The 21,014-nt window shown below is 71.0% G+C and carries 20 protein-coding genes; 13 read left to right on the top strand and 7 right to left on the bottom strand.

The genetic code is table 11. The features are described 5' to 3' along the window. Window positions 1-189: 189 nt before the first annotated feature. Genes HG543_RS35425 through HG543_RS35405 form a run of 5 tightly spaced genes read left to right on the top strand, consistent with a single transcriptional unit; the run spans window position 190 to window position 5,235 of the window. Window positions 190-1,254: an HlyD family secretion protein gene (locus HG543_RS35425; protein WP_169349338.1), complete on the top strand. Its 1,065-nt coding sequence runs from the start codon at window positions 190-192 to the stop codon at window positions 1,252-1,254. Further along, window positions 1,251-2,012, top strand: coding sequence for an ABC transporter ATP-binding protein (locus tag HG543_RS35420; RefSeq protein ID WP_169349337.1), 762 nt, complete (start codon window positions 1,251-1,253; stop codon window positions 2,010-2,012). The genes HG543_RS35425 and HG543_RS35420 overlap by 4 nt, the downstream gene beginning before the upstream one ends. Continuing rightward, a complete protein-coding gene (locus tag HG543_RS35415; RefSeq protein ID WP_169349336.1) occupies window positions 2,009-2,947 on the top strand; it encodes an ABC transporter ATP-binding protein in 939 nt (312 codons plus the stop codon). The genes HG543_RS35420 and HG543_RS35415 overlap by 4 nt, the downstream gene beginning before the upstream one ends. 6 nt (window positions 2,948-2,953) lie before the next feature. After that, complete coding sequence (locus tag HG543_RS35410) at window positions 2,954-4,084, top strand: ABC transporter permease (protein ID WP_169349335.1); 1,131 nt, start codon at window positions 2,954-2,956, stop codon at window positions 4,082-4,084. A 14-nt stretch (window positions 4,085-4,098) separates the two neighbouring features. Beyond that, the gene (locus tag HG543_RS35405; RefSeq protein ID WP_169349334.1) at window positions 4,099-5,235 is read left to right on the top strand and encodes an ABC transporter permease; all 1,137 of its coding nucleotides are present in this window, start codon (window positions 4,099-4,101) and stop codon (window positions 5,233-5,235) included. Window positions 5,236-5,241: 6 nt separating this feature from the next. Here HG543_RS35405 and HG543_RS35400 read toward each other — a convergent pair whose 3' ends face one another. After that, window positions 5,242-5,874 carry a YdeI/OmpD-associated family protein gene (locus tag HG543_RS35400; RefSeq protein WP_169349341.1) on the bottom strand — a complete coding sequence of 211 codons (633 nt, stop codon included), beginning with the start codon at window positions 5,872-5,874 and terminating at the stop codon, window positions 5,242-5,244. 51 nt (window positions 5,875-5,925) lie between these two features. Then, entirely contained in the window at window positions 5,926-7,251 is a 1,326-nt protein-coding gene (locus tag HG543_RS35395) for a hypothetical protein (RefSeq protein ID WP_211194376.1), read from the bottom strand. 141 nt (window positions 7,252-7,392) lie between these two features. Between HG543_RS35395 and HG543_RS35390 the strand changes: the two genes are divergently transcribed. The 3 genes from HG543_RS35390 to HG543_RS35380 all read left to right on the top strand — a co-directional run bounded on the left by HG543_RS35390 (window position 7,393) and on the right by HG543_RS35380 (window position 11,266). Next, entirely contained in the window at window positions 7,393-8,019 is a 627-nt protein-coding gene (locus tag HG543_RS35390; RefSeq protein WP_169349333.1) for a DUF2267 domain-containing protein, read from the top strand. 124 nt (window positions 8,020-8,143) lie between these two features. Next, window positions 8,144-9,964 (top strand): GAF domain-containing sensor histidine kinase, encoded by a 1,821-nt coding sequence (locus tag HG543_RS35385; protein ID WP_169349332.1) that lies wholly within the window; start codon window positions 8,144-8,146, stop codon window positions 9,962-9,964. A gap of 63 nt (window positions 9,965-10,027) precedes the next feature. Then, a complete protein-coding gene (locus tag HG543_RS35380; protein WP_169349331.1) occupies window positions 10,028-11,266 on the top strand; it encodes an MFS transporter in 1,239 nt (412 codons plus the stop codon). A 22-nt stretch (window positions 11,267-11,288) separates the two neighbouring features. Here HG543_RS35380 and HG543_RS35375 read toward each other — a convergent pair whose 3' ends face one another. After that, the gene (locus HG543_RS35375; protein WP_169349330.1) at window positions 11,289-11,483 is read right to left on the bottom strand and encodes a hypothetical protein; all 195 of its coding nucleotides are present in this window, start codon (window positions 11,481-11,483) and stop codon (window positions 11,289-11,291) included. Window positions 11,484-11,577: 94 nt separating this feature from the next. Then, a complete protein-coding gene (locus tag HG543_RS35370) occupies window positions 11,578-12,810 on the bottom strand; it encodes a threonine aldolase family protein (protein ID WP_169349329.1) in 1,233 nt (410 codons plus the stop codon). 432 nt (window positions 12,811-13,242) lie between these two features. Between HG543_RS35370 and HG543_RS56870 the strand changes: the two genes are divergently transcribed. The 3 genes from HG543_RS56870 to HG543_RS35355 all read left to right on the top strand — a co-directional run bounded on the left by HG543_RS56870 (window position 13,243) and on the right by HG543_RS35355 (window position 17,568). Further along, window positions 13,243-14,649 carry an alpha/beta hydrolase gene (locus HG543_RS56870; RefSeq protein ID WP_169349328.1) on the top strand — a complete coding sequence of 469 codons (1,407 nt, stop codon included), beginning with the start codon at window positions 13,243-13,245 and terminating at the stop codon, window positions 14,647-14,649. A gap of 92 nt (window positions 14,650-14,741) precedes the next feature. Further along, window positions 14,742-16,157, top strand: a complete 1,416-nt coding sequence (locus tag HG543_RS35360; protein WP_169349327.1) for a hypothetical protein — start codon at window positions 14,742-14,744, stop codon at window positions 16,155-16,157. Window positions 16,158-16,203: 46 nt separating this feature from the next. After that, entirely contained in the window at window positions 16,204-17,568 is a 1,365-nt protein-coding gene (locus HG543_RS35355; RefSeq protein WP_169349326.1) for an MFS transporter, read from the top strand. On the opposite strand, the gene HG543_RS35350 is transcribed toward HG543_RS35355, so the two are convergent. The 3 genes from HG543_RS35350 to HG543_RS35340 all read right to left on the bottom strand — a co-directional run bounded on the left by HG543_RS35350 (window position 17,522) and on the right by HG543_RS35340 (window position 19,781). Next, window positions 17,522-18,292 carry a 3-hydroxybutyrate dehydrogenase gene (locus HG543_RS35350; RefSeq protein ID WP_169349325.1) on the bottom strand — a complete coding sequence of 257 codons (771 nt, stop codon included), beginning with the start codon at window positions 18,290-18,292 and terminating at the stop codon, window positions 17,522-17,524. The two genes, HG543_RS35355 and HG543_RS35350, sit on opposite strands and share 47 nt — an antisense overlap. Before the next feature lie 112 nt (window positions 18,293-18,404). Beyond that, window positions 18,405-18,893 (bottom strand): GFA family protein, encoded by a 489-nt coding sequence (locus tag HG543_RS35345; RefSeq protein ID WP_439332614.1) that lies wholly within the window; start codon window positions 18,891-18,893, stop codon window positions 18,405-18,407. A gap of 174 nt (window positions 18,894-19,067) precedes the next feature. Next, entirely contained in the window at window positions 19,068-19,781 is a 714-nt protein-coding gene (locus tag HG543_RS35340) for a DUF1428 domain-containing protein (RefSeq protein WP_169349324.1), read from the bottom strand. 154 nt (window positions 19,782-19,935) lie between these two features. Between HG543_RS35340 and HG543_RS35335 the strand changes: the two genes are divergently transcribed. Together HG543_RS35335 and HG543_RS54670 are read left to right on the top strand one after the other, a co-directional pair. Continuing rightward, window positions 19,936-20,292, top strand: a complete 357-nt coding sequence (locus HG543_RS35335; protein ID WP_246357528.1) for a MarR family winged helix-turn-helix transcriptional regulator — start codon at window positions 19,936-19,938, stop codon at window positions 20,290-20,292. 496 nt (window positions 20,293-20,788) lie between these two features. Beyond that, window positions 20,789-21,014: hypothetical protein (locus tag HG543_RS54670; protein WP_211194375.1), on the top strand; the 226-nt coding region annotated here is incomplete at its 3' end.

Below are 21,014 nucleotides of genomic sequence, written 5' to 3'. Positions count from 1 at the left end.
GACGGGGTGGGACACGGGCGCCAGGCGGGGCGCTGTCGGGCTTCCGGCGGGGGTGCCGGATTTCCGGCGGGGGCACCGCGCGGGCTTCCGACACCCGGGAGCCGGATCCGACGGAAATGGGCGCGGCATGGCCCTTGCGATGGGGCTCCCCGTTACCGCGCGACGTGTCGCGGCTTCGAGGGGAGAGTCATGCGACGTGCCGTCCTGTTGTTCGTGCTCCTGGTGGTTGCGCTCGGTGGCCTGCTGGGGTTCAGGGTCCTTCGAGATCGCCGGGCCGCGGAGGGGCCGCCCGGGGGCTCGGGCGTGGTGGAGGGCACCAGCGTGGACCTCCGGGCCCGCATCAACGCCCGCGTGCTCACGCGGCACGTGGAGGAAGGCGCCCGGGTGGACAAGGGCGCGCTGCTCGTCACCCTGGACTGCACGGAGCCCGAGGCCGGACTCGTGGAAGCGCAGGCGCGCCTGTCCATGTCCCAGGCGCAGGCGGACGCGGCGAAGGCGGCGGCCCAGGCCGCGATACGCAACAGCGAGGCGGTGGCATCCCAGGCCGCCGGCAGCCAGGCGCAGATCGGCTCGCTCGCGGATCAGCAGGGCCTCGCGAAGCGGCAGGCGGAGCGGCTGGAGAAGATGGGCGCGGCGACCACGGAGGCCGCGCTGGACCAGGCACGCGCGCAGGCCGCGTCGCTGGAGCAGCAGCTCGCGGCGGCCCGCCACTCCAGCACGGCCGCCGGGCGTCAGGCCCGCGCCGCGGCGGAGCAGCAGCACGCCAGCCTGCGGCAGGCGGAGTCCGCCCTCCGCGCCGTGGAGGCCGCCGAGGCCGCGCTGAGCCGCGCCCGGGTGACCGTGGCGGAGTGCGAGCTGCGCGCGCCGATGACTGGCACGGTGGAGACGCTGGCGCTGGAGGAGGGAGAGCTGGCCCTGCCGGGCGCGGTGGTGGCGCGGCTGGTGGACACGCGCCGGCCCAAGGCGACCTTCTACCTGCCCAACGCGGAGCTGGCCGCCGCGAAGCCCGGCCAGGAGGCCACGGTGCGCGCGGACGCGTACCCCGACCAGACCTTCCCCGCCCGCGTCGTCACCGTGTCGCGCGAGGCGGCCTTCACGCCGCGCAACGTGCAGACGCGCAGCGACCGGGACCGGCTCGTCTACCCCGTCGAGGTGCACATCGACGCGCCGGAGGGGCTGCTGCTGCCGGGCATGCCGGTGGAAATCAGCCTCAGCGCCATCCAGGAGCGCGCGGTGGCGGAGCAGCGGCGATGAGCACGGCGCCGGAGATGGACATCTCGCTGGAGCAGGTCCGGCGGAGCTTCGGTGCCACCCGCGCCCTGCGGGGCGTGTCGCTGGCCGTGGGCCGGGGCGAGGTGTACGGCCTCGTGGGCCCGGACGGCGCGGGGAAGACGACGGCCATCCGGCTGATGGCGGGGCTGCTGCGCCCGGACGAAGGCCGGGTGCGAATGCTGGGCGAGGACCCGGCGCACCCGCGCACCCGGGTGCGCGAGGGCCTGGGCCTCGTGCCCCAGCGCAACACGCTCTACGGCGACCTGAGCGTGGACGAGAACCTCCACTTCTTCGCGCGGCTGTTCGGCCTGTCGCGCGAGGACTTCACGGCGCGGCGGGAGCGGCTGCTCGACATCACCCGGCTGGGACGCTTCACGGGGCGGCGGGCGGACGCGCTCTCCGGAGGCATGTACAAGAAGCTCGCGCTGGCGTGCGCCCTGCTCCACCGGCCGCGCGTGCTGCTGCTGGACGAGCCCACCAACGGCGTGGACCCGGTGAGCCGCCGCGAGCTGTGGGAGCTGCTCTACACGCTGGTGCACGAGGGCATGACGCTGGTGGTGTCCACGCCGTACATGGACGAGGCGGCGCGCTGCCACCGCGTGGGGCTGCTCTACGCGGGAGAGCTCATCGCCGAGGGCGGCCCCCGGGAGCTGGCGCGCCAGCACGGCGTGGCGGCCTCCAACTTCGAGGCGGTGTTCCTGGCGCTCGTGGAGCGGCACACCGGCGGGAGGGCCGCATGAGCCCGGCCATCGAGGTGGAGCACCTGACGCGGCGCTTCGGCGCCTTCACCGCGGTGAACGACGTGAGCTTCTCCGTGGGTGCGGGCGAAATCTTCGGCTACCTGGGCGCGAACGGCGCCGGCAAGTCCACCACCATCCGCATGTTGTGCGGGCTGTTGAAGCCCACGGGCGGCCACGCGCGGGTGGCGGGCCATGACGTGGGCCATGAGCCGGAGCGCGTGAAGGAGCGCATCGGCTACATGTCCCAGCGCTTCTCGCTGTACCTGGACCTGACGGTCCGCGCGAACCTGGAGTTCTTCGCCGCCGCGTACGGGGCGCATGGCCGGGAGCTGGAGCGGCGCATCGGCGAGATGCTGGAGCGGATGCAGCTCACCCCCGTCCAGGACGAGGTGACGGGCTCGCTGCCGGGCGGCATGCAGCAGCGCGTGGCGCTGGCCAGCGCCGTGCTGCACCGGCCGCGCATCGTCTTCCTGGACGAGCCCACCGCGGGCGTGGACCCGGTGCAGCGCCGCTCCTTCTGGGCGCTCATCCGCGAGCTGGCCGCGGGCGGCACCACCGTCTTCGTCACCACGCACTACATGGACGAGGCCGAGTACTGCGCGCGCATCGGCATCATGGTGGACGGGCGGCTGGTGGCGCTGGACACGCCGGAGGGACTGAAGCGCACGCACGCGCCGGGACGGGTGCTGGAGGTGCGCGGCCCGAATCTGGCCCCGGCGCTGGACGCGCTGCGCGGCGAGCCGGGCGTGCTGGACGTGAGCCGCTTCGGCGCGGGCGCCACGGTGCGGGTGGACCCGGAGCGGCTGTCCGGAGAGGCGCTGGGACGGTGGCTCCGGGCGCGGGGCGTGGACCCGCTGGAGCTGGAGGAGTCCGCGCCCACGCTCGACGACGTCTTCCTGGCGCTCACGGCCGGGGCGCAGCGGGGGGAGGACTGAGACGCCATGGACTCGACGTACGCGAAGCGCACCGTGGGACGCATCCTCGCCATGGCGGGCAAGGAGGTGCTGCACATCCGCCGTGACGTCCGCACGCTCTACCTGGCGCTGGCCATGCCGGTGCTGCTGTTGGTGCTGTTCGGCTTCGGCATCAGCTTCGACGTGGACCACCTGGACCTGGCGGTGGTGGACCAGGACCGGACGGCGCTGTCCCGCGAGCTGGTGCGCCAGGTGACGGCGTCGGAGGAGTTCGTCCTGGCCTGGGAGGGGACCTCTCCCGAGGAGGCCATACGAGAGCTGCGACGCGGGCACGCGGTGGCGGTGATGGTCCTGCCACACGGCTTCTCCGAGGACGTGGCGCGCGGAGCGGGTCAGGTGCAGTTGCTGATGGACGGAGCGGACGGGAACACCGCGACGCAGGCGCTGGCCAAGGCGCAGGCGCTGGTGGACGTGGCGGGCCGAAGGTTCGCGGGGGCCACCCTCCCCGCCCCACCCTTGGAGGTGCGGGTGCGGACGCTGTTCAACCCCAACGGGCGCTCGGCGCTGTTCCTGGTGCCGGGGCTGGCGGCGTACCTGCTGGCGATTGTCGCGGTGCTCATCACCGCGTTGACGGTGGCGCGCGAGTGGGAGCGGGGCTCCATGGAGCAGCTCTTCGCCACGCCGGTGGGGCGGTTGGAGATTGTCGTGGGCAAGCTGCTGCCGTACCTGGGCATCGGGCTGCTCCAGGTCCTGCTGGTGCTGACGGTGGGCGCGTGGCTGTTCGACGTGCCGGTGCGAGGCAGCCTCGTGGCGCTGGGGTTGGGAGCGCTGTTGTTCCTGGTGGGGATGCTGGGCCAGGGGCTGCTCATCTCCGTCATCACGCGCAACCAGGTGGTGGCCACGCAGGTGGCGACGATGTCGTCCATGCTGCCGTCCATGCTGCTGTCGGGCTTCATCTTCCCCATCGAGAACCTGCCGCCGCCCCTGCGCGTCATCAGCCTGCTCATCCCCGCGCGCCACTTCGTGACGACGCTGCGCGGGGTGTTGCTGCGGGGCAATGGCCTGGACGTGCTGTGGCCGCAGCTCGTGGCGCTGACGCTGTTCGCGGCCTTGATGCTGACGTTGGCCACGCGCCGCTTCCAGCGGCGGTTGGACTGAAGGGAGGCTGGAACATGCACCCGCTCGTCGTGCAGTACCGCGCGGTGGTGGTGAAGGAGGTCCGGCAGACGGTGCGCGACAAGCGCGTGCTGGTGCTGCTGACGCTGGTGCCGCTCATCCAGCTCTTCGTGCTGGGCTTCGCGGTGAACTTCGACGTGCGCCACGTGCCCACGGCGGTGGTGGACCGCGACGGCACGGTGGAGAGCCGGGAGTATGCGCGCACGCTGCTGGCCGGGGACACGCTGGACCTGAAGGCGGAGGCGCACGACGAGCAGACCGCCGAGGCCCTGGTGGAGCGCGGCGAGGCGTCCGTGGCGCTGGTGTTCCCCCAGGACTTCCAGGAGGACGTGCTGCGCGGGAGCGGCGCGCGGGTGCAGGCGCTGGTGGACGGCTCGGACCCGGTGCGCTCGGGCGTGGCGGCGGACGCGGTGGCGCGGCACGCGGCGCAGCGGGTGGACCGGCTCATCCAGGAGGATGCCCGGGCGCGCGGAGAGACACGGCCCCGGCCGGCGGTGGAGCTGGTGCCGCGCGTGCTCTACAACCCGGAGCTGACCACGGCGGTGTACGTGGTGCCGGGCATCGTGGCGATGCTGCTGCTCATCGTCACCACCATCATCATGGCCATGGGGCTGGCGCGTGAGCGGGAGACCGGCACGCTGGAGCAGCTCCAGGTGACGCCGCTGAAGCCGGTCATCCTGATGGCGGGCAAGGTGACGCCCTTCGTGCTCATCGGGCTGGTGGACGTGGGGCTCGCGTTGGGCGTGGGGGCCTGGGTGTTCGGCGTGCCGCTGCGAGGCAACCCGGCGCTGGTGGCGCTGGCCACCCTGCTCTACGTGCTGTGCACGCTGGGCGTGGGGCTGCTCATCGCCACGCTGAGCCGCACGCAGCAGCAGGCCTTCGTCGGAGGCTTCCTCTTCATGCTCCCGGCGGTGCTGCTGTCCGGGGTGCTGACGTCGGTGAGGGCGATGCCGGACTGGCTGGCGTGGGTGACGTACCTCAACCCCATCCGTTACTACGTGGAGGTGCTGCGCGGCTCGCTGCTCAAGAGCGCGGGCCTGGGGGACTTGTGGCTCCAGGTGGTTCTGCTCGGCGTGTTCGGCACCGCGGTGATGACGGTGGCGGCGCGCCGGTTCCACAAGACGACGGCGTGAGCGCGCTCAGGCGTGGAGCTTCTCGTGATTGGCGAGCATCTCCACGAACTGGGAGATGCGCCGGGCGCGGGTCTCCGCCTTCTTCGCGGTGTGCACGCGGTGCAGGATGGCGTAGCGGTTGGCGGCATTGAGCGTGGTGAAGAACGCCGCCGCGCGGGGATTCGCCGCGAGCGCCGCCGCCAGGTCTTCGGGCACCGTCGCCTTGCTGGGTGAGTCGTAGGCCGCATCCCAGCGCCCGTCCCGCTTCGCGCTCTCGACGGCGGCGAGCCCCGTGGGCTTCATCTTCCCGGCTTCGATGAGCGCCTGCGCCTTCTCGCGGTTCACCTTGGACCAGATGCTCCGGGCGCCGCGCGGCGTGAACTTCTGGAGCCACCACGCGTCGTCGAAGCTCCCCTTCTGCCCGTCGATCCACCCCCAGATGAGCGCCACCTCCAGCGCCTCCGGGTAGGTCACGGAAGGAACGCCCGCGGCCTTCTTCGCGAGCTTCAGCCACACGCCGCGCGACGACGCATGGTTCGCCGCGAGCCACGTGTCCCACGCGCGGGGACTCTCGAAGGGCATGATGGGAAGCTCGCCCGCGGGCGCGGCCTTCTTCGTCGCGGACGTCTTCTTCGCAGCGGCCTTCTTCGTCGCGGGCATCTTGGAGGGGCTCATCGCGCCCCCCGGATAACACGATGCCCGTGCGGGCGACTACTTCGGCCCCGACTCCGCGGTGCTCCCCGAGCCGCCGCCGAGCTTCTGCTTCAGCGCCTCCAGCCCCTTGGCCCCCGCCTCGCGGGCCGCCTCGAGCGACTCCCCCGCCCCGCGCGCGACCTTGTCCACGGAGAGCCCACCCACGCCCTGGCGCACCCGGTCCATCCAGGCGATGGGCGCATACACCTGCTTCCCCCGCTCCGGGCCGAGCACGGTGACGACGATCTTCTCCGGCCCGCCGGCCCGCGCGATGAGCGCCTGTCCCAGGATGAGGGCCGCCCGCGCCTGGAGGAAGATGGGCACCTTGTCGCCGTGCCGGCGCATCTCCTCCGCGCTGGCGTGGACCTCCTGGCGCTCCTTCTCCCCGAGGTACGGACTGGCGGCCAGCTTGTCGAGGGACTTCGCGGACTCCTCGTAGCGCTCGCGGCGGAAGTGGATGAAGGCCCAGCCCCACCACGTCAGCTCGTTCTCCACGCCCAGCTTCTCCAGCGAGCGCAGGCCGCGCTCGATGTCGTCCTCCGCGGCGCGCTCGCGCTTGAGCGCCATGCGGTTCCACGCGCGCAGGAAGTAGCCGGCCGCCAGCAGCGACTCCCGGGACTGCTCGTGGGTGGTGCCATGCAGCGCGGGGAACTCCTCCAGGGGCAGCGTCTCGGCCTCGGTGAGGAAGGCGTTCAGTTCCTCCTCCGCCGCGTAGTGGTAGCCCGTCTCACAGAACGCGAGCCCACGGCTGCCCCGGATGCCCACGCGCAGCGCCGGCATCCACGCGGGCCCGGGCGTGGCGCGCGACAACTCGTAGAACACCAGGTCCGAGGCCGGCACCCGGTTGCCCCGGTCCGCGCTGTCGAGCACCTGCCAGATGACCGAGAGGACGGCGTGCTCCTGCGCGGCGTCGTACCCCGGCAGCGGCGGCGGCTCCTCGGGCATCCAGCGGCTCCACAGCAGCGGGAACTCGTCCTCGTCGCGCTTCTCCAGCGTCTTCTTCGCCTTGTAGAAGGCCACGCCCAGGTCCAGGTACGACTTCGCCACGAGGCGCGCCTCCTCCTCCGTGAGGTTCTTCTCCGGCAGGGAGCGCGTCTCGCCGACGGCCTTCCACAGCGCGGCGATCTCCTCGGGCGCGTTCGGCTGGCCCTGGGCGCGGAAGGTCAGCTTGAGGGCGCGGTAGGGCACCAGCGCGTACGAATCGCGGAGCTTCTTCTCGATTTCCGCGCGCTCCTCGGCCGCGCGCTCGGCGTCCGTCTTGCGGCAGCCTCCCAGCACGGCCAGGAGCACGAGGGAGAGCGCGGCGATGCGGGAGCGGTCGGGAACCAGGGCGTGAGGAGCCATCCGCCCACGACGGTACCACGAGGCACTGCCCCGCCCCGCCCGGCTCCGAGCAGGTGGCCTCGGTCACCTCGATTCACACCCCACCGGACCACCCACTTCCGTGCACACATTCGAGACAAGGGATGCCGATGGAGGTGGAGGATGACGCACGATGAATTCCTGTCCCGGGTGACCGAGCGCGCGGGACTGAGTGACACCGCGGAGGCGGCCCGCACCGCCAGGGCCGTGTTGGGCGTGGTGGGTGAGCGGCTCGGCCGGTGGGAGCGGCGGGCACTGGCCGAGGACCTGCCCGCCCCGCTGACGGGGATGCTGGAGGACGGGACGAGCGGTCAGGACTTCGACCTCGCGGAGCTCCACGCGCGCGTCGCCTGCCGTGAGCATGTCCGGCCGGGCTTCGCCATGGAGCACACCGGCATCGTCTGCCAGGTGCTGGCGGAGGCCCTCTCCGAGGGGACGCTGCACCGGCTCCACGAGCGCCTGCCCGGGCCCATCGCCGCCCTCTTCACGCCTCGCGAGCATCGCGAGCGGTTCGAGTACATCCACCTCGACCCGGGGCGCGGGACGCTCGCCGAGGGCCGCCCGGGAAGCCGGCACCCGCTGTCCGAGGCCCATCCCGTCCGGGCGCACACCCACTCGGTGGCGCGCTCCGACAACCCGCACGAGGACACGAAGCTCTCCAGCGCCTCCGGGTTCACCCAGGAGCGCGAGCACGAGACGCTGGCGACCGGCCATCCCCGGACGCGGAGCGCGCGAAGCGACGAGGACTGAACCGCGGCTTCCATCCACGGTCGGGCCCTGCCAGACGCGCCGGGCATCCCGGCCTCGCGGTGCTCACCATGAAGGGTGACACGTCCCGCCGCAGCTTGTCCTGGGGAGGAGGCAACTGGCCGACATGTACCCCGAGAGCACCCCAGAGGCTGTCAGCCCGCGGGACGGCCCGTCCGGCCAGCCGTCCGCACACGTGGAGCACGACCTGTCCGAGCTCCGACGCATCATCACCCGGCAGCGCCGGATGGACGCCCTGCGGCGCACGGCCCTGCTGGACAGTCCCGCCGAGGAGTCCTTCGACCGGCTGTCCCGCCTGACGGCGAAGGTCCTCCACGTGCCGATTTCACTCGTCACGCTGCTGGACCGGGACAGGCAGTTCTTCAAGAGCTGCGTGGGACTGCCCGCCCCCTGGCGTGATGCCCGGCAGACGCCCCTCACCTGGTCCTTCTGCGTCCACGTGGTGGCCACCGGGGAGCCGCTCGTCGTCGAGGACGCCCGTCAGCATCCGGTGCTCAAGGAGAACCTCGCCGTGGATGGGCTCGGCGTGGTGGCCTATGCCGGCTTCCCGCTGAAGGCCTCGGGCGGCGAGGTTCTCGGAACGCTGTGCGCCATCGACACGAAGCCCCGGGTCTGGACGGAGGAGGACCTGTCCATCCTCGGGGACCTGGCGCAGTCGGTGATGACGGAGATCGAGCTGCGCGCCACCCGCGAGCTGGAGGCCCACGCCCGGGCAACCGAGGCGGCGCGCGCGGAAGCGGAGGCCTCGCGTCAGCGCTTCGCCCTGCTGGCGGAGCTGAGCGGCGCGCTCGCCGAGCAGACCGACCTCCCCCGTGCGCTCACCCTCGCCGTGCGCCTGTCGGTCCCCCTCGTCGCGGACGGCTGCATCCTCGACCTCATCCACGAGGACGGGCGGGCGCAGCGTGAAGCGGTCGCTCACATGGACCCGCGCGAGGAGCAGCGCCTGCGCGACGTCTCCGAGCCGCCCGGCATCGTCTCCCCCGGCCCGGGCGGCAGGCCCTCCGTCGCCGGGCACGTCCGGCTGGGCGACCCCAATGGCTCCTCCATCCGGCTCGCCCTCATCGGCCGTGACAGGGTGCTGGGCGCCATCACCTTCCTCTCGGTGCCGCCGCGCAGGCTGGGGAGCACCGAGGCGGAGCTGGCGCGCGACGTGGCCCGCAGAATCGCCCTGGCGCTGGACAACGCGCGGCTGCACCAGGAGCTGCTCGCGGCCATCCACACCCGGGACCGGTTCCTCTCCATCGCCTCGCACGAGCTGCGCACGCCGCTGGCGACGCTGAAGCTCCAGCTCCAGGGCCTGCTGCGCGGCACGCGGGAGGACCCCACCTGCTCGGGCCCGAGGATGACCGCCCGGGCGGACAAGATCTCTCGGCAGGTGGAGCGGCTGGGCCACCTCGTGGAGGAGCTGCTGGACGTGGCCCGTGTCCGTGAGGGGCGGATGCGCTTCCACCTGGAGGACGTGGACCTGCTGGAGGTGGTGCGCGAGGTGGCCATGCGCTTCCAGGAGGAGCTGGCCCACGGCGGCAGCCGGCTGGTGCTGCGCGGCGAGGGAGACATCCGGGGCCAGTGGGACCGGTTGCGGCTGGAGCAGGTGGTCACCAACCTGCTGTCCAACGCCATCAAGTACGGCCAGGGCCACCCCATCCTGCTGACGGTGTCGCGGGACGACGGCACCGCGAGGCTCACCGTCCGCGACGAGGGGATTGGCATCGCCTCCGGGGACCAGCAGCGCATCTTCGAGCGCTTCGAGCGCGCCGTCTCCGAGCAGAACTACAGCGGCCTGGGGCTGGGGCTGTGGATCGTCCGGGAAATCCTCGCGGGCATGAGCGGCACCATCTCCGTGGACAGCCAGCCGGGCCAGGGCGCGACCTTCACCGTGGAGCTGCCCCGCCAGGCCGTGCCCCGGCAGCAGCCGGTGCTGCACTGAGGGCAGGCGGGCTCAGCGCCAGGTGGCATGGGCGGGGCGACTGCGTTAGAGCGCCGTCCCAGCATGGCCACCCTCGACGACTCCCCTTCCCGCTCGGTCTTCCGCCATCGTGACTTCACCCTCTACCAGGTGGCCCGCCTGTTCGCGGTGCTCGCCGTGCAGATCGAATCGGTGGCCATCGGCTGGCAGGTGTACGAGCTGACGGGGAGCGCCCTGGCCCTTGGCTACACGGGGCTGGCCCAGTTCGTGCCCTTCCTCGCCTTCGCGCTGGTGGGCGGGCAGGTGGCGGACCGGGTGGACCGGCGCGCCATCCTCGCGGTGTGCCAGGCGGTGATGATGCTGTGCAGCCTGCTCCTGCTCGCCTTCACGCTGGGACACATCCAGGACGTGCGCTTCGTCTACGGGGTGCTGGTGCTCTTCGGCACGGCGCGCGCCTTCCACGCGCCCGCGGGCTCCGCCCTCACGCCGCACCTCGTCCCCAAGGAGGAGCTGACGCGCGCGGTGGCGGTGAACTCCAGCACGTGGCAGGTGGCCACCATCGCCGGGCCCGCGGTGGGCGGCATCCTCTACGGGTGGCTGGGCGCGACGGGCGCCTACCTCTCGTCGGCCGCGCTGTGCGCGCTCGCGGTGGTGTGGATTCTCATGCTGAAGGTGAGGACGGGCAGCGCCTCCGCGGAGCCGCTGTCCTTCGCCACGCTGATGGCGGGGCTGCGCTTCGTGCGCCGGCAGCGGCTGCTGCTGGGCAGCATCACCCTGGACCTGTTCGCCGTGCTGCTGGGAGGCGCGGTGGCGCTCCTGCCCATCTACGCGCGGGACGTGCTGCACACCGGCCCGTGGGGGCTGGGCCTCTTGCGCGGCGCTCCGGCCCTGGGCGCGGCACTGGTGGCCGTGGTGCTCGCGGTGCGCCCCATGGGAGGCCGCGCCGGGTGGAAGATGTTCGTCTCGGTGGCCATCTTCGGGGCCGCCACGCTCGTCTTCGGCGTGAGCCGCTCGCTGCCCCTGTCGCTGGTGGCGCTCGCGATAGCAGGCGCGGCGGACATGGTCAGCGTGGTGGTGCGTCACACGCTGGAGCTGGTGGCCACGCCGGACGACATGCGCGGCCGTGTGGGCGCGGTGAACATGATGTGCATCGGCGCCTCCAACGAGCTGGGCGAGTTCCGCGCGGGCGGGCTCGCCGAGCACGTGGGCGCCGTGCCCGCCGTGGTGGTGGGCGCGGTGGGAACGCTGGTGGTGGTGGGACTCTGGGCCTGGCTCTTCCCCGAGCTGCGCCAGGTGGACCGGCTGGAGTCCACCCGGCGCTAGGGCCCTGAGGGGTTGAAGAAGCCTAGGCGGCGTCGCCGTTGATGGTGACGCGCAGCCCCCGGTGGGTCACCCGGATGTGCGGACGTCCGAACCAGCCGCAGTGCTTGCAGACGGCACGCGGGCCGGACCCGGAGACGCGGACCGGCAGGTCCGCCGCACAGACGGGGCAACCCTCGGGAATCTTGTAATCGAGTGGCGTCGTCTGAACTTCGGTCATGTCCTTGAGGTAACGCAGGCCGCGGCCTCCGCAACCCACGGCGAGCGGGAGCGTCCGCCACGGCACGCTCCACGCTCGCTCGCCTGCCCTCCACTCAGGCCTTCGCGTCGAGCAGCCGCGAGAAGGCGCGCGCGGCGTCCGCGTCCTTGATGGTGCCCAGCCCCTCCCCCACCTGCAGCTCGGTCTCGACGACCCCGGGCACCCGCGTGGGGCCGAAGCCGTTGGCCACCCACACCTTGTCCTCGCGGGCGATGACGTCGCGCTGGCGCGTGAGGGCCGCGGCGTCACCCCGCAGGAAGACGCGGAACATGTTCGTCTGCACCGGCCGGGGCAGCACGGTGATGCGCGTGTCCGCCGCCATCGCCTCCGTCAGCGACTTCGCGCGCTTCACGTAGCCGGGGATGCGGGCCAGCACGTCGTCCAGCCGCATGGCCGCGGACGCGACGTAGGGCAGCATCTGGAAGAGGTTGCCGCCGTGCCGGTGCCGCCACGTGCGCGCGTCGCGGATGAAGTCCTTGCCGCCCAGCACCATGGCCCCGCCGAGCGCGCCCACCATCTTGTAGAAGGACACGTAGACGGAGTCGAAGCCCTTGCAGATGTCCGCGTAGGAGCGGCCGTAGAAGGGCTGGCTCTCCCACAGCCGCGCGCCGTCCATGTGCAGCTTCACGCGCTTGTCGCGGCAGGTGCTCTTCAGCTCCTCGAGCTGCTCCCACGTCTGGAGCTGTCCGCCCAGCCACCGCACCGGCAGCTCCACGCTCACCGAGCCGAGCGGCTCGCGCGCCTCGCGCACGTCGCTGGCCAGCACCGGCCGGCTCCACGGCGAGATGAACACCTCGCGCAGCCCGTGCAGCACGGCGTGGCTGTCACTCTCGTGCAGCACGTGGTGCGACGAGGGATGCAGCCCCACCCGCCGGTTGCCGCTCGCGTCCGCGTACATGCGCAGCACGATGAGCTGCCCCATGGTGCCGGTGGGCATGTAGCAGCCGTCCTCGAAGCCGAGCAGGTCCGCGACGCGCTTCTCGAAGGCCTGGACGAAGTCGCCGCTGCCATAGAAGTCCCGGGAGAGGCCCTGGCGCTTCACCCACTCGCCAACGCGGATGAGCTCGTCGCCCGCGTCGGTGGGGCCGCCCACCGCCAGCGAGGCCCGGCAGCCCCGGCGCAGCGCGTCCATCTCCGCCCGGGAGGGCCCGGCCCCGGCGGCGGCCTTCCCCACGGGCGCGGGGGGCGGAGGCGTCGCGGCCTGGGCGGTGCCCCGCAGGAGCGTGGAGCCGGACAGCAGGCCCGTGAGGGCGAGGAACTCGCCCCGGCTGAGTTGGCGGGGATTCATACGGTACGCACCTTCCTGGGAACGTCGGTGTCCAGGAGGAAGACCCTACCGCGCGCGCGGGCCCATGACATGGGGCGTCTTCACCCCCGCTCCGGAGATGACGCACCGCGATGCGCACCTCCGCGCATCCATTCCTGACGCGCTGCAAAACTGAATCAATCTTCATGTCGATGACGCGCCGCGATGTTGAACCGACGTTCAACTTCATACGGCCGAAAGATGAATCAGTCTTCAAGTCCCGTTGCTCCGTGGTCCTCTCGTTTGGTACGAATCACGGGACTTGCGGCGCTCGTCGTTCACGCCGCGGGCCGGGGCATCCCCTTCCATCTGGTGCACGACTTCGCCGGGGGACGCGCTCGCACTCTCCACCGAAATCCGCAAGTGATTGCAACGGAGTTACCAATGGCAACGCGTCACGTGGGCATTCGTGCTGTGGCAGCGGTCCTCGGCCTGAGCGGCATCGCCTGTATCCACCAGGACTGGGAGGCGGATGGCGTCAAGCCGGACGAGGTGTCCGCGGAGGTCGTGGCCTGTCGCGAGCGCATCGCCGCGAAGACGGCGGAGGTCGCCGCGGCGGGCATCAACATCGACACCTGGCCCATCACCGACGCGACGCGGATGCGGGAAATCACCACCCCGGAGCCGCAGAACCAGCAGAACTTCCAGGAGTATGACGGCCACTACCGGCCGCTGACGAATCATCCCGGCTGCACGGTGACCAACCTCTACTACGACAAGAGCAACACCACCGGCAGCACGCCGTACAAGGACGGCAACAACGACGGCAAGTGGACGGGCAACTCCGCCTTCGGAGGCCCCAACGCCGCCACCGGCTTCGCCGACGGCAACCTGGCGAGGATTCCCGGCTACCCGTGCGCCGCCAAGGAGTACACGCAGAACAACGAGGACACGACGAAGCCCATCGTCATCCTCGTGCACGGCAACTCCACCCGTCCGCACTCCTGGGAGAAGTTCATGCTGCAGCCGGGCACTCCCGTGGAGACCGCGTACGAGAACGTCCAGTTCACCGCGGACACCACCGCCCGCAACCAGCTCGCGGAGACGCTCATCGCGCAGCGCTACCGCGTCATCGCGGTGGACTTCCGCACCGACCTCGTCACCAGCATCGACCCCTCGGCCAACAGCGCCACGCAGAACTCCTCGGGCAACATCGACCACGGGTGGGCCACGCCCATCCTCCAGGGGCTGCTCAAGGCGGTGATGCGGGATCAGCCCAACCGCAAGGTGGCCCTCATCGGCCACTCGCTGGGCGTCACGGTGGCGCGCGACGCGCTCCGCCGCATGTACGTCGAGTGGAGCACCGGCCGCGCGGGCGCCATCAACCCCTTCCCGCAGGTCAGCCACGTCATCCTCGGCTCCGGCGCCAACCACGGCGTGTCCACCTACGACCCGGCCATGGGCTCGCTGTGCCAGAACAACCCGACGATGCGCGGCACCATCGTCTGCGAGATGGGCAGCCGCTCCAACTACACGCAGACGTACTTCCACGCGCCGCTCAACGGCCCCCGCGACCTCTTCGCCACGCCGTGCGCGGATGGCGACTACGCCTTCGGCAGGACGGGCCAGTGCGGAGGCAACGTCGTGAAGTACTACACCATCACCATGACGGATAAGGAGCGCGGCACCAACTACCAGGACCTGTACGTGTCCGAGGCCGCCTCGCGCATCGACATGGACGGCTGCGTGAAGAACACGCTCACCACGCTGAACGACTACGACACCAGCGGTTACTTCAGCAAGGGCTTCATCGCGAACCACTTTGGCTCCGTGCGCTCCGCAGCCGGGCTCGACCTGATGATGCGCTACCTCGCCGAGTAGCCCTCCCCTTCCCCTCCAAGCACGGCCGGCCCGTGTCCCCTTCAAGGCCGGGCCGGCTCGCGTCCTCCTTCCCCTTTCTTCCGAGCACTCCCATGAAGCGACTGTCGTCCTTTACCGCGACCCTCTGCGCGCTCGCCCTGAGCGCCGCGCCGGCGGCCCGGGCCCAGCAGGCGCCCGCCGCCGATGCTCCTACCGCTCCTCCTTCCGAGGCACCCCAGACGACCGAGGCGCCCCCCACCGCCGCCGCGCCCGAGCAGGCCGCGCCGCAGCCGGAGGAGAAGCCCGCCACCGCCGAGGAGATGGCGGGCACCTCCGAGGTGGTCGACTCCCGCCCCCCGCCCGTCGTCCGCCCGCGCATCGCGGTGGGCAACGAGTCGTTCTACGTGAAGCCCGTGCTCCAGCTCGCGGGCGGCGTGCACGTGGAGAACCTCATCCAGACGCTGAACCGCGCCCGCGAGAGCCGCGCGACGACGCTGGCGCTCACGCGCTTCGGCTTCGAGGGCCGCCTGGGCCAGTACGTCTCCTTCCGCAGCGAGTTCGAGCGCAACATCCGCGCGCACGGCTCCGGCGTGTGGGAGGGCACCGCGTCCTTCAGCGTCCGCGACCAGGTCATCCGCCTGCAGCGCTGGGGCGCCACGCTGGAGGCGGGCATCATCGTGGACCCGGCCAGCGTGGACTTCATCTCCACCCACATCGCGGACACGCTGCTGGCGGACAAGTACACGCGAGATCCGCTGCTCTACAGCGGCTTCAACCGCGGCCAGGGCGCGCAGGCGGCGTATGACTGGAACGGCTTCCGCCTGGGCTTCGGCTACACCGCGGCCAACCCGCTGAGCACCTCCAGCTCCTACCAGGTGGGCGGCACCTTCGGTGGCGGCAGCCGCTTCTGGGAGCGGCCCCTGGGCAACTTCCGCAACGGCCAGCCCGATGACGACCTGCACTTCCAGGTCTTCAGCCCCTCGCTCAGCTACTCGCACGAGCTGTTCGAGGTGAAGGCGATGGCGCAGGTGTTCGACGTGAACTACCAGACCTCGTCGCGCACCGACCCGCTGCTGCGCGGCAACAACCTGCGCGGCAACGTGCTGCTGAAGCTGCACACCAACATCGGCATCCCCGTCTTCGTCACGCCCTTCTTCAACATCGCCCGCGTGAGCAACGACGTGGCCAACAGCACCCCGGGCTTCGCCGACCAGCTGCTGTCCACGAAGTACTCGGCCACCTCGCTGTCGGCCGGCGTGGACTTCAACCTGCAGGGCCGCTCGGGCGTGGGCGTCCAGTTCGCGCGCATCGCGGACCGCTCGCCCACCTTCGTGGCGCCGTCGGGTGACACGCCGTCCAGCGAGCCCATCACCCGCACCACGCAGTTCTACATCAACGTGGGCGGCACCTACTGGTTCACCGAGGACGTGGCGCTCGGCGCTCGCTACGCGCGCTACCAGAAGAAGCAGGACCTGGTGAAAGATGAAATCGACAACTCGTACTTCATCACCATGCGGCTGATGCTCTAGTCGGTTGCCGGAAGCCGGACACCACACGCGGTTGGGAGGGGACGTCATGGAACCGACGCAGCACCGGCAGGACTCCATCATCAAGGTGGCGGTGGCGAGCTTCATCGGCACCGCCATCGAGTGGTACGACTTCTTCCTCTACGGGACGGCGGCGGCGCTGGTGTTCAACCGCCTGTTCTTCCCCTCCTTCGACCCGCTGACGGGGACGATGGCGGCCTTCGGCACCTTCGCCGTGGGCTTCGTCGCGCGGCCCCTGGGCGGCGTGGTGTTCGGCCACTACGGAGACAAGCTCGGCCGCAAGGCCATGCTGAGCGCCACGCTGATGCTCATGGGCGTGGCGACCTTCGCCGTGGGCCTGCTGCCCACGTACGACACGCTGGGCGTCTGGGCGCCGGCCCTGCTCGTGCTGCTCCGGCTCATCCAGGGCTTCGGCCTGGGCGGCGAGTGGGGCGGCGCGGTGCTGATGGCGGTGGAGCACGCGCCCGCGAACCGGCGCGGCTTCTACGGGAGCTGGCCGCAGATGGGCGCACCGGCGGGGATGCTGCTGGCGACGGCGGTCTTCTCCGTCTTCTCGCGCATGCCGGAGGAGGCGTTCATCTCCTGGGGCTGGCGCATCCCCTTCCTGCTCAGCTCGCTGCTCATCGGCATGGGCGTGTTCATCCGGCTGCGCGTGGCGGAGTCGCCGGTGTTCCAGCACCGCAAGCCGCAGGAGGCCGCGCCGCGCATCCCCGTGCTGGACGCGCTGCGCACCTACCCGAAGCAGATCCTCCTGGCGATGGGAGCGCGCTTCGCGGAGAACGGCTTCTTCTACATCATCACCACGTTCGTCCTGTCGTACGGCACCGAGCGCCTGGGGCTGCCGCGCTCCACGTTCCTCAACGGCGTGCTGCTGGCGATGGCGGTGCACCTGGTGGCGATTCCGGCGTTCGGCGCCGCGTCGGACCGCTTCGGGCGCCGGCCGGTGTACCTGGCGGGCGCGTTGGGGTGCGGCCTGATGTCCTTCCCCTTCTTCTGGCTGCTGGACACGAAGGAGACGGGGCTCATCTGGCTGGCGATTTCGCTGGGCATCATCGCGCACGCGGCGATGTACGGCCCGCAGGCCAGCTTCTTCTCCGAGCTGTTCGGCACCCGCGTCCGCTACAGCGGCGCGTCGCTGGGCTATCAGCTCGCGTCGGTGTTCGCCGGTGGCCTGTCGCCGGTGGTGGCCACGGCGCTGCTGACGCAGTCCGGGGGCCAGGCGTGGCCGGTGTCGCTCTACATGGTGGCGCTGGCCGTCATCACCCTGGTGTCCGTCTGGCTGTCGGCGGAGACCTTCCGGGAGAAGCTCACGGAGGTGGTCCCCGCGAGCCCCTCGGGGGATTCGCTCAGCGAGCCGTCCAGCCGCAGTCCATCACCTGCGCCGCACCGGTGATGCCCGCCGCGGCGTCCGAGCACAGGAAGGAGATGTAGGCGGCGACCTCGGCCGGCTCCAGCAGCCGCTTCACGGCGGCCGGCGCGAGCATGACCTTCTCCACGACCTCCGTCTCGGAGATGCCGTGGACGCGGGCCTGGTCGGAAATCTGCTTCTCCACCAGCGGTGTGCGCACGTAGCTGGGGCACACCGCGTTGACGGTGACGCCCTTGTCGGCGGCCTCGAGGGCCACCGTCTTGGTCAGCCCCATGAGGCCGTGCTTGGCGGAGACGTACGCGGACTTGTATGGCGAGGCCACGAGCCCGTGTAGCGAGGACACGTTGATGATACGCCCCCACTTCCGGGCGTACATCAGCGGCAGCGCGTAGCGCGTCAGCAGGAACGGGCCGACGAGCATGATGCGGATGAGCTGCTCCCACCGGTCCTCGGGGAACTCCTCCACGGGGGACACGTGCTGGAGCCCCGCGTTGTTGACGAGGATGTCCAGCCGCCCCCACTCGCGCTCCGCATGGGCGACGAGCGCGCGGCAGTCCTCTCGGGAGGACACGTCCGCGCGCTGGAACCGGGCGCCGGGAAGCCGCTTCGCCGCCGCCGCGCCCGCGGCCTCGTCCAGGTCCGCCAGCAACACCCGCACGCCCTGTGCCGCGAGGCCCTCCGCTACCGCGAGACCGATGCCGTTGGCCGCCCCCGTCACGAGCGCGCACCGACTTGAATCCTGAATCATGTTCCACCTCCGCCGCCATGGTGGAGGAAGCCGCCGCGAAGGGCAATGGGGCGGCGCTCGGAGAATTCACGGCGGGGGAGTACGGAGCGTCCGGCCCTTCGACCTGTCAGGGTCATCGGCGCAACAGCATGGCCACCCGGGCCGCCAGGAGCTTCCCAATGAACCCGAAGGGGAACGCCGGGTAGCAAGGCACGTCGTCCGGAATGGCGCTGCCAGCGGGCCTGAACTTCGTCTGGATGCGCATCTCCAGGGGTGGCGCGTCGCCCTGGAACCGCGCCCGGTAGACCGGCACCCAGTGCTTCGAGTCATCGAAGCTCATGAACATGGCCGAGCCGCAGCAGGTGGCGACGACCCGGTTCGTGGCGGACTTCTCGTCGAGCTTGTTACGCTTCAGGAACTCCGCCCCTCGAAGGGTCTGGAGCCGATCCTTCCGATAGAGCACATAGGACGTCCCACCGTCGGGCTCTCGCACGGCCTGGGCCCCGGGCAGCGCTGCGATTCGCCGGGAGCCCTCCTGACAATCGTCGCAGTAGCAGACCACGCTCGTGATAGGAGCGCCGAGCGCCGCCAGCTCGACACGTCCGCACGAGCAACGAACCACCCTCGCATTTCCCAGTGCCGCGGACACACGTGCCTCCTGTCGTCTTCGGCGGGTCGTCGCCCGCCGCTCAGCGCTCGCGGAAGACCGCCTCGATGTCGTTGCCGTCCGGGTCGAGTACGAAGGCGGCGCAGTAGCCCGGCGGGCTCCCTCCGAGACCGGGCGGATGTCAGGTGACTACTCGTTCAGGAGCGGCACGAAGCCGCCGTAGGTCCTGCGGCGCTCGTCGTAGGGCACGTTGTCCGGTCGCATGCGCGGGTCGGCCATCGCCTTCCCCCACCCCGCGTCACGGGCCTCCTTCGACGGCCATTCAATCCACGAGAAGACGACCTGCTCGTCGCCGGTGGCCTTCACCGCGCCCTTGAAGTCGGTGACCCTGCTATCGGGGACTTCGTCACCCCACGCGGCGACGACGCGCGTGGCGCCATGCTCCCTCAAGACCGCCGCGAGCTTGGACGACAAGGCGCGGTAGGCGCCCTTGTTGGCGGCCGGAACCGGCACCAGGGAGCCATCGACGTAGGCCACCTTCCCCTGAGCGCGCTCGTCGAGGATGGGAGCGAAGCCGCCGAAGAGCATCCGCATCCCGTCGAAGGGCATTCGATCGCCCATCTCCTTCATTCGCGGGTCCTGCAGCGCCTTCTCGTTCGCCGCGTCGCGCACCGCCTTGCTGGGGTACTCAATCCAGGAGAAGACGATGACATCGTCGGGTCTGGCCTTCACCGCGCGCCGGAGGTCGGTGACCTGGCCCTCGGGCACGTCGTCATCCCAGGTCTCGACGATGCGCGTCGCACCGAACTCCCTATACAGCGGCTCGGCCTCGACGACGGCGCGGCGGTAGGCCTCCTTGTTCGCCGCGGGCACCGCGATGACGAATCCATCGACATAGGCCATGGCTTCTCCCCTGCTGGGCGTCCCTGCTTTGACAAGATGGGTTGATATCAACACAATTGAGACCATGTCAAAGGCGAGAGCCGTTTCTTTCGCAACGACGTTGCATGTCCGAGACCACTGCCTGTGCCTCGCGGTGCAGCGGGCCGCGCGCGCCATGGCGCGTCGCTTCGACGATGCGCTGCGTCCGGTGGGACTGACGCACGGACAGTTCTCGCTGCTGATGTCGCTCAACCGTGCCGAGCCACCGACGATGGGCTCGGTGGCGTCGCTGCTGGCGATGGACCGCACCACCCTGACGGCGAACCTGAAGCCGCTCGAAAGGCGCGGGCTGGTGAAGACCACGGTCGACCCGGCCGACCGGCGCGGACGGCTGCTGACGCTGACGGACGCCGGTCTCCAGTTGCTGCAATCCGCGGTGCCCATCTGGGAGCGGACGAACGAGGAGACGGAGCGCCTGTTGATGCAGAACGATGTCGGAGGACTGCGCGCCGGTCTGCGGGCGCTGTCATGATGCGGCGCTGGACCATGCGCCCCCCTTGATTTCCAGAAGCGTCCAGCGTCGCGGCGCCTGGATGCAACGCGCCTGGCGCACCGGGCCCCGAGCCTTCCGTCGCGGCCCCCTCCAGAGGAGGACTCCCCGCCCCTTCCGCTTCGGAGCCCTCGGTGCCGGCCCCCTCCAGAGGAGGACTCCCCGCGCCTCCTGCCTCGGTGCCTTCGGAGCCAGCGCCCTCCAGAGGAGGTGTTCGCCCGCCTCCGGCACCGCGGTCCTCTTCCGCCGCCAGCGCCTTCCAGAGCATCCGTCCCATGAGACGGACGTTCTCCAGCGCGTCCTGCTCGTCCCCTCGCGCCACTGCCCGCACCAGCTCCGCCAGCGCTCCCCAGATGAGCCCCTCGCCCACCTGCACGCTTCCAGGCGCCAGCGCCCCCTCGCGCTCACCGTGCGCCAGCACCTCGCGCACCAACTCCCGCGCCTGACTGCCCAACGCCTCCGGCTCCAGCGAGTCGGGATGCCAGTGCATGAAGGTGAAGTGAAAGAGCTCGGGCTTTCTCGTCGCGCACCACGCCAGGTCCTCCCAGAAGCTGTCGAAGACCTCGCGAAAGCCGCCCTCCGGCTGCTCCGGCGCCAGCTCGAAGTCCACGCGTGCGATGCGGCAGAGTTCGGTCTCGGCCCACTGGCGCACCTCCCGCGCGAAGCCCGCCTTGCTGCCATAGCGCCGGTAGAAGCTGCCCACC

The sequence above is a fragment of the Pyxidicoccus fallax genome (genome assembly GCF_012933655.1).
In the GTDB taxonomy this organism is placed as follows: Bacteria; Myxococcota; Myxococcia; order Myxococcales; family Myxococcaceae; genus Myxococcus; species Myxococcus fallax.
The sequence above is the reverse complement of the archived record's forward strand: the minus strand, read 5'-3'. Positions and strand labels throughout refer to the sequence as shown.

Excerpts from the sequence above, each read along its gene's own strand:
- HG543_RS35425 (WP_169349338.1), top strand. The coding sequence starts at position 190 with ATGCGACGTGCCGTCCTGTTGTTCGTGCTCCTGGTGGTTGCGCTCGGT.
- HG543_RS35420 (WP_169349337.1), top strand. The coding sequence starts at position 1,251 with ATGAGCACGGCGCCGGAGATGGACATCTCGCTGGAGCAGGTCCGGCGG.
- HG543_RS35415 (WP_169349336.1), top strand. The coding sequence starts at position 2,009 with ATGAGCCCGGCCATCGAGGTGGAGCACCTGACGCGGCGCTTCGGCGCC.
- HG543_RS35410 (WP_169349335.1), top strand. The coding sequence starts at position 2,954 with ATGGACTCGACGTACGCGAAGCGCACCGTGGGACGCATCCTCGCCATG.
- HG543_RS35405 (WP_169349334.1), top strand. The coding sequence starts at position 4,099 with ATGCACCCGCTCGTCGTGCAGTACCGCGCGGTGGTGGTGAAGGAGGTC.
- HG543_RS35400 (WP_169349341.1), bottom strand. The coding sequence starts at position 5,874 with ATGCCCGCGACGAAGAAGGCCGCTGCGAAGAAGACGTCCGCGACGAAG.
- HG543_RS35395 (WP_211194376.1), bottom strand. The coding sequence starts at position 7,251 with ATGGCTCCTCACGCCCTGGTTCCCGACCGCTCCCGCATCGCCGCGCTC.
- HG543_RS35390 (WP_169349333.1), top strand. The coding sequence starts at position 7,393 with ATGACGCACGATGAATTCCTGTCCCGGGTGACCGAGCGCGCGGGACTG.
- HG543_RS35385 (WP_169349332.1), top strand. The coding sequence starts at position 8,144 with ATGTACCCCGAGAGCACCCCAGAGGCTGTCAGCCCGCGGGACGGCCCG.
- HG543_RS35380 (WP_169349331.1), top strand. The coding sequence starts at position 10,028 with ATGGCCACCCTCGACGACTCCCCTTCCCGCTCGGTCTTCCGCCATCGT.
- HG543_RS35375 (WP_169349330.1), bottom strand. The coding sequence starts at position 11,483 with ATGACCGAAGTTCAGACGACGCCACTCGATTACAAGATTCCCGAGGGT.
- HG543_RS35370 (WP_169349329.1), bottom strand. The coding sequence starts at position 12,810 with ATGAATCCCCGCCAACTCAGCCGGGGCGAGTTCCTCGCCCTCACGGGC.
- HG543_RS35360 (WP_169349327.1), top strand. The coding sequence starts at position 14,742 with ATGAAGCGACTGTCGTCCTTTACCGCGACCCTCTGCGCGCTCGCCCTG.
- HG543_RS35355 (WP_169349326.1), top strand. The coding sequence starts at position 16,204 with ATGGAACCGACGCAGCACCGGCAGGACTCCATCATCAAGGTGGCGGTG.
- HG543_RS35350 (WP_169349325.1), bottom strand. The coding sequence starts at position 18,292 with ATGATTCAGGATTCAAGTCGGTGCGCGCTCGTGACGGGGGCGGCCAAC.
- HG543_RS35340 (WP_169349324.1), bottom strand. The coding sequence starts at position 19,781 with ATGGCCTATGTCGATGGATTCGTCATCGCGGTGCCCGCGGCGAACAAG.
- HG543_RS35335 (WP_246357528.1), top strand. The coding sequence starts at position 19,936 with ATGGCGCGTCGCTTCGACGATGCGCTGCGTCCGGTGGGACTGACGCAC.